The sequence below is a fragment of the Herbaspirillum sp. BH-1 genome (genome assembly GCF_002870055.1).
GTDB classification, from domain to species: Bacteria; Pseudomonadota; Gammaproteobacteria; order Burkholderiales; family Burkholderiaceae_D; genus Herbaspirillum; species Herbaspirillum frisingense.
Genome location: NZ_PKOI01000022.1, coordinates 62,056 through 72,873, shown reverse-complemented (window position 1 = coordinate 72,873; position 10,818 = coordinate 62,056). Strand labels below are relative to the sequence as shown.

Here is a 10,818-nt window from a genome sequence, read left to right as displayed (position 1 = left end):
CGCCCCCTCTGCAGCCCTCCCCCGGGCTGGCGGCGGAACCGCTAGAATCGCGGTTCCGCTGCGTTTTTCGCCGAGAACACAATATCGGCGGCGCTGGCCCGTCTTCAGGGCATGCAGCCCACTTCCCTACTCTCCCCGATGAGCGACCAGGACCGCGAGATCACCGCCACCGTCATGCGCGAGCGCAGCCGGCTGGGTGGCTTCATCCGCCGCCGGGTGGCCGACGCGGGCGAAGCCGAAGACATCCTGCAGGAAGTGTTCTATGAGTTCGTCCAGGCCTACCGCCTGCCGGAGCCCATCGAACAGGTCAGCGCCTGGCTGTTCAGGGTGGCGCGCAACCGCATCATCGACCGCTTCCGCAAGAAGAAGGAAGAACCGCTGCCCGAGTCCCGTGATGCCGATGACAGCGACGGCGCCGACCAGGCCTGGCGACTGGACCTGCTGCTGCCGGCCAGCGAAGACGGACCGGAGGCGGCCTATGCCCGCGCCGCCCTGATCACTGCCTTGCAGGAAGCGCTGGAGGAATTGCCCGAGGCACAGCGCGAGGTCTTCATCGCGCACGAACTCGATGGCAAGAGTTTCAAGGAAATGGCGGCCGACAGTGGCACCAGCCTCAATACCCTGCTGGCGCGCAAGCGCTACGCCGTCCTGCACCTGCGTGAACGCCTGCAGGCGGTCTATGACGAATTGGAGATGTAATGGAACACATGGAAGACAAGCAAACCGATCAAGGACCGGATCACCGCCCCCGGCGTCACCGTGGCGGTCGTGGCTGGTGGCTGGGCAAGCTGGCGCTCTGCGTGCTGATCCTGCCGCTGCTGGGCGTGGTGGTGATGCTGCTCTGGAACTGGGTGATGCCGCCGATTTTCCCCGGGGTCAACCCGATCGGCTTCTGGCGCGCGCTGGGCCTGCTGGCCTTGTGCCGGATACTGTTCGGTGGTTTCCGGGGCCGCCACGGAGGCTGGCACGAGAAGCGCCGCTTCATGCGCGCACGCTGGGAAGCCATGACACCCGAAGAACGTGAACGCTGCGGACGTCGCGGCCGCATGTTCTGCCGTGGTCGCGACGAACGCTGAGCCCGGCCGTAAAGGACGAACGACTAGCGATTACCAGCGACCCACGAAGGCGTCCCCTTCTCCAGGAAGGCCCGCAAACCCTCCCGTCCCTCGTCCGATGCGCGCAGGTCGGCGATGACCCCGGCGGTGTATTCCGACAGCGCCGGCGTGACCTCTAGGGGATTGGCCACCTGCACCAGTTGCTTGGCCGCGCGCATGGCCTGCGGCCCGTTGGCCAGCAAGGTATCGATCAATTGCAGCACCTTGCCATCGAGCTCGGAGGCCAGTACCACTTCGTGGACCAGGCCGATGGCCGCCGCGCGCACGGCGGAAAAACGCTCGCCCGAGACGAAGAAGCGCCTGGCCTGCGACACCCCCATCTTGGCGATCACATAGGGGCTGATGGCCGCTGGCGCCAGGCCCAGCTTGACCTCCGAGAGCGCGAAGAAGGCCGCTTCCGACGCCACCACGATATCGCAGCACGACACCAGCCCCACGCCCCCGCCCATGACCGCGCCCTGCACCTTGGCCAGGGTCGGTGCCGGGAAGCCGTTGAGGGTTTCCATCAGCAACGCCAGCTTGCGGGCGTCGCGCAGGTTGTCCTCACGCGAAGCATCGGCCATGCGCCGCATCCAGGCCAGGTCGGCACCGGCCGAGAAGGATTTGCCGGTCGAGCTCAGCAACAGCAGCCGGGTGCGTGGATCATCGCGGGCCTGGGTGATCAGGTCGATCAGCAGCGCGATCAACTGGTCGTCGAAGGCGTTGTGCACGTCCGGCCGGTTCAGCGTGAGCGTGGCCAGGCCACGGGAATCGATGTCGAGATGGGCTGCGCTGCTCATGGGGGCTCCTGTGATCTGTCTGACCTTGCATTGGTGGCGAAGGTCAGGGGTGCGGGGAGGATAGCGCAAAAAAGGGGGAGTGAATGTTATGGCGGAGACAAATGCGCGCGGGCGGGGCTGGGGGGTGAGGAGGGATTCGGCCGCCAAACAAAAAGCCCGCTTACGCGGGCTGGCTTCAGTTGACTGGGTTGGCCTGAATTGCTTTCGGTGCGCGTTCAGTCGTCGGCCAACGCTCGCTGCGCGAGCGAGGGATTCGCCCACGTGCCGCGGGCCCGGTTTCGCTTGCAAGCGAAACCCTTCGAATCCCCCCGCGATGTGCTCAAGCACATCGCTAGGGGACGCCAAACAAAAAAGCCCGCTTGCGCGGGCTTTTCTATTTGGCGTCCCCTGGGGGATTCGAACCCCCGTACTCACCGTGAAAGGGTGATGTCCTAGGCCTCTAGACGAAGGGGACAAAACGGTTACAACGACAAAATTCCTCGAATCAGCTCTTCCACTAATTCACCCCACATATCCATGTGAGTCGCTGGTGGAGGTAAGCGGGATCGAACCGCTGACCTCTTGCATGCCATGCAAGCGCTCTCCCAGCTGAGCTATACCCCCTGCGAAAGGAAAAGTCCCAAACTCCGGACTATCCAACCTCAAGGTAGTCTGAACAATCAGACTACTTCAACTCTTAACAGCCCGACGGCAATCGGACTATTTTTCTACCTGGTGTCCCCTGGGGGATTCGAACCCCCGTACTCACCGTGAAAGGGTGATGTCCTAGGCCTCTAGACGAAGGGGACAACGTACTGCTTCATACCTGTGCTGCTTGCTGGGTGACAGCACAGATATCAGAATCTGGCGTCCCCTGGGGGATTCGAACCCCCGTACTCACCGTGAAAGGGTGATGTCCTAGGCCTCTAGACGAAGGGGACAAGCAGGTACTTCAATTCACTTCTACATCTCAAGCTTCGCCTGAAATATCACCGCCAAACATCTGCGGGTCGCTGGTGGAGGTAAGCGGGATCGAACCGCTGACCTCTTGCATGCCATGCAAGCGCTCTCCCAGCTGAGCTATACCCCCGTTGCGAAGAAGCGAGATTATGCAATACCTATTTTCAAAAGACAACATCTTTTTGAAGAATTATTTCCTTTTATCAAACATATGCCGCCAAACGTGCCTGAACAGCCTCACGGCCGAACAATTGCAGTACGGCGTCAATGGCCGGGGTCTGCAATTGACCGGCAACGATCAGGCGCAAGGGCATGGCCAGCTGCGGCATCTTGATGCCATGCGCCGCCAGGACTTCCTTGATCACCGGGGCGATGGCTTCCTTGGTCCATTCCACCGTGGCGACACGCTGGGCGAAGTCGGCCAGGGCCGGCTTGATGGCGTCGGTGATGTGCTGGGCCACCAGCGCTGCGTCGGGGGCCGGCTGGCGGTAGAACATCAGGGCCGCAGCGGCGATTTCGTTGACCGTATTGGCGCGATCCTTCAGCAAGCCGATCACGGCCGCCAGGTCCGGGGCGCCTTCGAAGACGGCGCCCTGCGCTTCCAGCAGCGGGCGCACCAGGCCGGCCAGGCGGGTGTTGTCGGCCAGCTTGATGTAGTGGTTGTTGAGCCAGTTCAGCTTTTCCGGGTTGAATTGCGCCGGGGCCTTGGTCAGGTGGTCCAGGTCGAACCATTCGCAGAACTGCTGCATCGAGAAGATCTCGTCGTCACCATGGCTCCAGCCCAGGCGGGCCAGGTAGTTCAGCATGGCTTCGGGCAGGTAGCCCTGGGCCGGGTAGTCCATCACGCTGACCGCGCCGTGGCGCTTGGACAGCTTTTCACCATCGGCGCCCAGGATCATGGGGACATGGCCGTATTCCGGCAGCGTGCCACCCAGGGCCTTGAGGATGTTGATCTGGCGCGGGGTGTTGTTGACGTGGTCGTCGCCACGGATGACGTGGGTGATCTTCATGTCCCAGTCGTCCACCACGACGCAGAAGTTGTAGGTCGGGGTGCCGTCCGGGCGGGCGATCACCAGGTCGTCCAGTTCGCGGTTGGAGATGGTGATGGGGCCCTTGACCACGTCGTTCCAGCTGACCTCGCCATCCTGCGGGTTCCTGAAGCGCACCACCGGCTTGCGCTCTGCGGGGATGGCCGGCAGGGTCTTGCCCGGCTCCGGGCGCCAGGTGCCGTCGTAACGCGGTTTTTCGCCGGCGGCGCGCTGGCGTTCGCGCATGGCTTCCACTTCCTCGGGGGTGCAGTAGCAGTGGTAGGCCGTGCCCTGTGCCAGCATCTGGCCGATCACTTCGCGATAGCGATCCATGCGCTTCATCTGGTAGAACGGACCTTCATCATGCTCCAGGCCCAGCCATTGCATGCCCTCGATGATGGCCTGCACCGCTTCCGGGGTGGAACGCTCGACGTCGGTATCCTCGATGCGCAACACGAAGGTGCCGCCGAAGCGACGGGCATAGGCCCAGGAGAACAGCGCCGTGCGGGCACCGCCCAGGTGCAGATAGCCGGTGGGACTGGGAGCGAAACGGGTACGTACTTGAGTGGCAGTCATGATCGGGAATGAAAAACCAAAACGGCCTTGGCACGCCAAAGCCGTACAACGGTCAGGGATGGAATCGGAAAGGCGTCATTTTAACGCCTTTGCAGGCGGGCACGCCATGCCGGCGGCCCGCCCGGGAGGCTCAACCGGCAACGCTCAGTCGTTCTGCACCACGATGCTGGGGAACTTGCTGGACATGTCGCGTGCCTTCTCGGCCACCTTCACGGCCACCTTGCGGGCGATGGCCTTGTAGATCTCGGCCACCTTGCCCTGCGGATCGGCCACCACGGTGGGGGTGCCGGAGTCGGTCTGCTGGCGGATTTCCATGGTCAGCGGCAAGGCGCCCAGGAAGTCCACGCCGAAGTCGGCGCACATCTTCTCGCCGCCACCCACGCCAAAGATGGGCTCGGCATGGCCGCAGTTGGAGCAGACGTGCATGCTCATGTTTTCCACGATGCCCAGGATGGGGATGCCGACCTTCTCGAACATGCGCAAGCCCTTGCGCGCATCCAGCAAGGCGATGTCCTGGGGTGTGGTCACGATCACGGCGCCGGTGACCGGCACCTTCTGCGACAGCGTCAGCTGCACGTCGCCGGTGCCGGGGGGCATGTCCACGATCAGGTAATCCAGGTCGCGCCAGTTGGTCTGGTCCAGCAGTTGCTGCAGGGCCTGGGTGACGATGGGGCCGCGCCAGACCATGGGTTCGTCGGGGTCGATCATGAAGCCGATGGAGGAAACCTGCAGGCCGTGGTTTTCCAGCGGCTCCATGGTCTTGCCATCCTTGGTTTCGGGCTGGCCGGAGATGCCCATCATCATGGGCTGGGAGGGACCGTAGATATCGGCATCCAGGATGCCTACGCGCGCGCCCTCGGCCGACAGCGCCAGCGCCAGGTTCACGGCGGTGGTGGACTTGCCCACGCCGCCCTTGCCGGAAGCCACCGCAATGATGTTCTTGACGTTGCTCTTGAGCTTGATGCCGCGCTGCACCGCATGGGCCACGATCTTGAAATAGACGTTGGCTTCCACGCCGGTCACACCGGGCAGCTTGCCCAGCGCCTCTTCGACCCGCTGGCGCATCGGTGCGACCTGGCTGGCCGCCGGGTAACCCAGCTCCACGTCCAGCAGCACGCGGCCGCCCTCGACGCGGATGTTGCGGGCTTCCTTGCCCCGGATCAGGTCACGGCCGGTATTGGGGTCGATCACCTGCAACAGGGCCGCCTTGATCTCTTCCACGGTAATGCTCATTGTTTCTCCTTGCTCAGAACCCGCAAGTCTAAACCAATCGGGCCCGTGCCGCCCCGGCGCGGGATCAAACCGGGGGGCCGCACCACCGCCCCCAGGCAAGCCCAAGCCATTGCAATGGAGCAACTACTGCGCCCAAGGGCCGCTGGCTGATAGAATGCCCCTCTTTCATGGCAGTTTCCGGCTGCCTCAATCAACCCTCTTGCATCGTCCGTATCGCCAATGAGCACTTCAGCACCTCGCCAACTCTTCGTCACGACCGCACTCCCCTACGCCAACGGCGCTTTCCACATCGGCCACATCATGGAATACATCCAGGCCGATATCTGGGTCCGGTTCCAGCGAATGCAGGGCAATGAGGTGCACTTCGTCGGCGCCGACGATGCCCACGGCGCGCCCATCATGATCGCCGCCGAGAAGGCCGGCATCACGCCGCAGCAGTTCGTGGCCAACATCGCCGCCGGTCGCAAGCAGTACCTGGATGGCTTCCACATCGCCTTCGACAACTGGAGCTCCACCGACAGCCCGGAGAACCACGAACTGTCGCAGGAGATCTACCGCGCCCTGCGCGACGAAGCCAAGCTGATCTCGACCAAGACCATCGACCAGTTCTACGACCCGGTCAAGAACATGTTCCTGCCGGACCGCTACATCAAGGGCGAATGCCCCAAGTGCGGTACCAAGGACCAGTACGGCGACTCCTGCGAGAACTGCAGCGCCGTCTATGCGCCGACCGACCTGAAGAACCCGTACTCGACGCTGTCCGGCGCCACGCCGGTGATGAAGTCCTCGGAACACTTCTTCTTCAAGCTGTCCGACCCGAAATGCGTAGAATTCCTGCGCGAATGGGCGCTCGACAGCAACCGCCTGCAACCGGAAGTGGCCAACAAGGCCCGCGAGTGGCTGGACGGCGAAGGCGGCCTGGGCGACTGGGACATCAGCCGTGACGCGCCCTACTTCGGCATCGAGATTCCCGATGCACCGGGCAAGTATTTCTACGTCTGGCTGGATGCGCCCATCGGCTACCTGGCCTCGCTGAAGAACTACTTCGTCAAGACCGGCCGTGATTTCGACGCCTTCATGGCCGATGACAAGACCGAGCAATACCACTTCATCGGCAAGGACATCACCTACTTCCACACCCTGTTCTGGCCCGCCATGCTGAAGTTCGCCGGCCGCAAGACGCCCAACAACGTCTTCGCGCACGGCTTCATCACGGTCAGCGGCGAGAAGATGTCGAAGTCGCGCGGCACCGGCATCTCGCCGCTGCGCTACCTGGACATCGGCATGAACCCGGAATGGCTGCGCTACTACATCGCCGCCAAGCTGAACGCCAAGGTCGAGGACGTGGATTTCAACCCGGATGACTTCGTCGCCCGCGTCAATGCCGACCTGATCGGCAAGTACGTCAACATCGCCAGCCGTGCTGCAGGCTTCATCGCCAAGCGCTTCGAAGGTCGCGTCTCCACGCAATGGGCGACCGCCGACGACGCCTTCCTGGGCAAGCTGCGCGGCGTGGCCGATGAAATCCGTGGCCTCTACGAGCAGCGCGAATACGGCAAGGCCCTGCGCCTGGTGATGGAACAGGCCGACGCCATCAACGCCTATGTGGACGCCAACAAGCCCTGGGAACTGGCCAAGGACAGCAGCAAGGACGCGCAACTGCACGAAGTCTGCAGCCGCCTGCTGGAAGCCTTCCGCATCCTGACCATCTACCTCAAGCCGGTACTGCCGCAACTGGCCGCCCAGGTGGAAGCCTTCTTCAAGGTACAGCCCTTCCAATGGAGCGACGTGACCACGCCGCTGGCCGATGGCCACGTCATCAATGCCTACTCGCACCTGATGCAGCGCGTCGATCCCAAGATGCTGGATGCCCTGTTCGAGGCGCCGGAAGCCCCTGCGGCAGCGCCTGCAGTCGAAGAGAGCGCCATCGAAGAACTGGCCCCGGAAATCTCCATCGACGACTTCGCCAAGATCGATCTGCGCATCGCCAGGATCGTCAACTGCGAAGCCGTGGAAGGCTCCACCAAGCTGCTGCGCCTGACCCTGGATGCCGGCGAAGGCCGCACCCGCAATGTCTTCTCGGGCATCGCCTCGGCCTACAAGCCGGAAGAACTGGTCGGCAAGCTGACCGTGATGGTGGCCAACCTGGCGCCGCGCAAGATGAAGTTCGGCATCTCCGAAGGCATGGTGCTGGCGGCCTCGGCCAAGGATGAAAAGGCCAAGCCGGGCATCTATGTGCTCAACCCGTGGCCGGGCGCCGAACCGGGCATGCGGGTGCGCTGAGCATCAATCGCACCGGATCGCCTGCACTGGAGGAGACACCCTATGGATTTCCTGATACGTGAAGCCACATCGGAAGACGCCACCCTGATCGCCGACCTGACCCGGCATAGCTGGGCCAACAAGGTGGCGCCCACTTCCTCCGGCCACCGCGAGGCGGCCGACCATGTGGTGGAAGACCTGCAGCACGGCGGCGCCTTCATCCTGCTGCGCGGCGAAACGCCGGCCGGTTCGGTGCGCTGGCTGCCGCTCGATACCGAGAGCGACGTCTGGGAAATCCGCCGCATGGGCATCGCCCCGGCCTTCCGCGGCGAGCGCCTGTCACAGCATCTGATGGAAGCCCTGATCCACCGCGCCCAGTCGGCCGACGTGCGCGAGCTGCGCCTGGCGGTGCGCACCGACCAGGCACAACTGGTGGACCTGTATGCGGCCTTCGGTTTCGAGATCGCACCGGAACTGGAGTACACCCGGGCCAATCCGCACGAGGCAGCGCCGATCGTGATGCGCCGGGTGATGCGGCACTAGGGCCTCACCGAAGCACTCCCGCCCTCTCCTCCCGAACAAGCGACGCCCTGGTGCGTCGCTTTTCTTTTGCCCGACCTCCCCTTCCTCCCTTCCCCTGCTTCCGCGCCGCCAAACCCAGCCCGGAACAGATGTTCATCAAGCCGTAACAATCGCTCGCTACCATCGTGAAAACGTTGTCAGGCGGCCGTCCCGCCTGGCCTGCCGGGGGCGGGTCGGGCGCATGGTCCGTTTCTTCACTTTTTCGCATTTTCGCTCTCCAGAAAAGAACAATGGCCCAAGCGGATCGACAGGAAACCGCCTACATGGCGGTGCGCGTGGCGCGCCTCTACTACTTCCAGAACATGACCACGGCGGCCATTGCCGACGAGATCGGCACCTCGCGCGCGACCGTCTCCCGGTTGTTGTCCTATGCGCTGGACCGGGGCCTGGTGGAAATCCGCGTACACGACCCGCAGCAGGTCTCGGGCAGCCTGGAAGCGGCCCTCGCCCACCACTACCGCCTGCGCTCCATCCAGGTGGTACCGGTGGCCGCCGCCGCCACCGAGAAGGAGACCCTGCAGCGCGTGACCTGCCATGCCGCCGCCTATGTCAATTCGCTGGTGACGCCGGGCACCGTCATCGGCCTGGCCTGGGGCACCACGGTGGCGCAGATCGCCGACCAGTTGCTGCCGCGCCATGTGCATGATGTGGACGTGGTGGCGCTCAATGGCTCCGGCAGCGGCGCCAGCTTCATCAACAGCTTCAGCGAATCCATCGTCTCCCGCTTTGCCCAGAACTACGGCGCGCGCGCCCATCACCTGCCGGTACCGGCCTTCTTCGACTATCCCGAGACGCGCAGCGCACTGTGGCGCGAAAAGAGCATCAAGGCCATCCGCGACCTGCAGGAACGCGCCTCCATCCTGCTCTTTTCCATCGGTGCCGAAGCCACCGGCAGCTACATCCACACCGCCGGCTACCTGGGCGCGGACGAGCGCCGCATCCTGCGTGAAGACGGCCTGGTGGGTGACATCGCCACGGTCTTCTTCCGCGCCGACGGTAGCTGGCGCGACGTCGCCTTCAATGGCCGCAACAGCGGGCCGGACATGGACTGCTTCGCCCGCGCCGCCCACGCGCTGTGTGTGGTCTCCGGCACCGGCAAGCTGCCCGGCCTGAAGGCGGCGCTGCGGGGCGGCTTCATCAACGAGCTGATCATCGACGAAACCAGCGCACGCCTGCTGGTCGAGCAGATCCGCAGCGGCGCGGCGGCCTGATCGCCCGGCCCGCATCCTCAGTCCATCACCAGGAACAGCACATGGCAGCGATTTCCCTGCGCGGCGTCGGCAAACACTGGGGCCAGGCCCAGGCAGTCAAGGACATCGATTTCGAGGTGAAGTCGGGCGACTTCACGGTCCTGCTGGGGCCATCGGGTTGCGGCAAGTCCACCACCCTGCGCCTGATCGCCGGGCTGGACAAACCCAGTAGCGGCAGCATTCATATCGACGGCCAGGATGTGACGCAACTGGCACCGGCGCAGCGCAAGATTTCCATGGTGTTCCAGTCCTATGCGCTGTTCCCGCACCTGACGGTGCGCGACAACATCCTGTTCGGCGTGCGCGTGCGCAAGGAGCCGCGCAGCAGCCATGCGGCGCGCCTGCAGCGCGTGGCCGACCTGCTCGGCCTGAGCCACCTGCTGGAACGCCGCCCGGCGCAACTGTCCGGCGGCCAGCAACAGCGGGTGGCACTGGGGCGGGCCATCATCGCCGATGCCCCGGTCTGCCTGATGGACGAGCCGCTCTCCAACCTCGATGCCCAGTTGCGCCAGGAAATGCGGCGCGAAATCCGCGCCCTGCAACAGCAACTGCAGATGACCATGATCTACGTCACCCACGACCAGACCGAAGCCATGAGCATGGCCGACCAGGTGATCCTGCTGCGCGAAGGCCACATCGAACAGGACGCGCCCCCGGCCGAGCTGTATGCCCAGCCCGCGACCGCCTTCGCCGCCCGCTTCATCGGCACGCCGCCGATGAATCTGCTGGCGCTGGCGCCGCATCCCCAGGGCATGGCCATCAGCGGCAGCACGGTGCTCATCCCCGCCGCCGGCCAGTTGCCGCTGCAGCTGGGTCTGCGTCCCGAGCACATCCGCCTGGCCGACCAGGGCGTGCCGGCACAGGTGGAGACGGTCGAGTATTTCGGTGCCGACACCATCGTGGGGGCACGCATCGGCGCGGCCGCCCTGCTGGTGCGCGCTCCCGGTCAGCACCGGCTGGCCATCGGCGAGACCGTGCACCTGGCCTGGGATGAACGTGACCAGACCTTCTTCGAAGGCGACAGCGGCCGACGCCGCCCCTGAACCAACGACCG

Annotated in this window: 9 protein-coding genes and 5 tRNA genes; 6 read left to right on the top strand and 8 right to left on the bottom strand. The window is 64.3% G+C overall.

The window, feature by feature from the left end; all coding sequences use genetic code 11:
- The first annotated feature begins 111 nt into the window (after positions 1 to 111).
- Together HBH1_RS21730 and HBH1_RS21725 are read left to right on the top strand one after the other, a co-directional pair.
- The gene (locus HBH1_RS21730; RefSeq protein WP_102664330.1) at positions 112 to 699 is read left to right on the top strand and encodes an RNA polymerase sigma factor; all 588 of its coding nucleotides are present in this window, start codon (positions 112 to 114) and stop codon (positions 697 to 699) included.
- Positions 699 to 1,076: a hypothetical protein gene (locus HBH1_RS21725; RefSeq protein WP_102664329.1), complete on the top strand. Its 378-nt coding sequence runs from the start codon at positions 699 to 701 to the stop codon at positions 1,074 to 1,076. Before HBH1_RS21730 ends, HBH1_RS21725 begins: the two co-directional genes overlap by 1 nt.
- Before the next feature lie 23 nt (positions 1,077 to 1,099).
- Here the strand turns inward: HBH1_RS21725 and HBH1_RS21720 are convergent, their stop codons facing one another.
- The 8 genes from HBH1_RS21720 to apbC form a co-directional block, all read right to left on the bottom strand.
- Complete coding sequence (locus HBH1_RS21720; protein WP_102664328.1) at positions 1,100 to 1,894, bottom strand: enoyl-CoA hydratase-related protein; 795 nt, start codon at positions 1,892 to 1,894, stop codon at positions 1,100 to 1,102.
- A 378-nt stretch (positions 1,895 to 2,272) separates the two neighbouring features.
- A tRNA-Glu gene (locus HBH1_RS21715) sits at positions 2,273 to 2,348 on the bottom strand.
- A 73-nt stretch (positions 2,349 to 2,421) separates the two neighbouring features.
- A tRNA-Ala gene (locus HBH1_RS21710) sits at positions 2,422 to 2,497 on the bottom strand.
- Positions 2,498 to 2,606: 109 nt separating this feature from the next.
- Positions 2,607 to 2,682 (bottom strand) — tRNA-Glu (locus HBH1_RS21705).
- A 56-nt stretch (positions 2,683 to 2,738) separates the two neighbouring features.
- Positions 2,739 to 2,814: transfer RNA gene (locus HBH1_RS21700), tRNA-Glu, on the bottom strand.
- A 73-nt stretch (positions 2,815 to 2,887) separates the two neighbouring features.
- Positions 2,888 to 2,963, bottom strand: a tRNA-Ala gene (locus HBH1_RS21695).
- Positions 2,964 to 3,036: 73 nt separating this feature from the next.
- Positions 3,037 to 4,437, bottom strand: coding sequence for a glutamate--tRNA ligase (gene gltX, locus HBH1_RS21690; protein ID WP_102664327.1), 1,401 nt, complete (start codon positions 4,435 to 4,437; stop codon positions 3,037 to 3,039).
- Between the two features lie 144 nt (positions 4,438 to 4,581).
- Positions 4,582 to 5,670, bottom strand: coding sequence for an iron-sulfur cluster carrier protein ApbC (gene apbC, locus HBH1_RS21685; protein WP_006465465.1), 1,089 nt, complete (start codon positions 5,668 to 5,670; stop codon positions 4,582 to 4,584).
- A gap of 219 nt (positions 5,671 to 5,889) precedes the next feature.
- Here apbC and metG point away from each other — a divergent pair, with 219 nt between their 5' ends.
- From metG to HBH1_RS21665, 4 genes are all read left to right on the top strand, one after another.
- Positions 5,890 to 7,953, top strand: coding sequence for a methionine--tRNA ligase (gene metG, locus HBH1_RS21680; RefSeq protein ID WP_102664326.1), 2,064 nt, complete (start codon positions 5,890 to 5,892; stop codon positions 7,951 to 7,953).
- Between the two features lie 42 nt (positions 7,954 to 7,995).
- The gene (locus HBH1_RS21675) at positions 7,996 to 8,475 is read left to right on the top strand and encodes a GNAT family N-acetyltransferase (protein ID WP_006465467.1); all 480 of its coding nucleotides are present in this window, start codon (positions 7,996 to 7,998) and stop codon (positions 8,473 to 8,475) included.
- A gap of 269 nt (positions 8,476 to 8,744) precedes the next feature.
- Complete coding sequence (locus HBH1_RS21670) at positions 8,745 to 9,725, top strand: sugar-binding transcriptional regulator (protein ID WP_102664325.1); 981 nt, start codon at positions 8,745 to 8,747, stop codon at positions 9,723 to 9,725.
- A gap of 41 nt (positions 9,726 to 9,766) precedes the next feature.
- The gene (locus HBH1_RS21665) at positions 9,767 to 10,807 is read left to right on the top strand and encodes an ABC transporter ATP-binding protein (RefSeq protein WP_102664324.1); all 1,041 of its coding nucleotides are present in this window, start codon (positions 9,767 to 9,769) and stop codon (positions 10,805 to 10,807) included.
- Positions 10,808 to 10,818 lie beyond the last annotated feature (11 nt).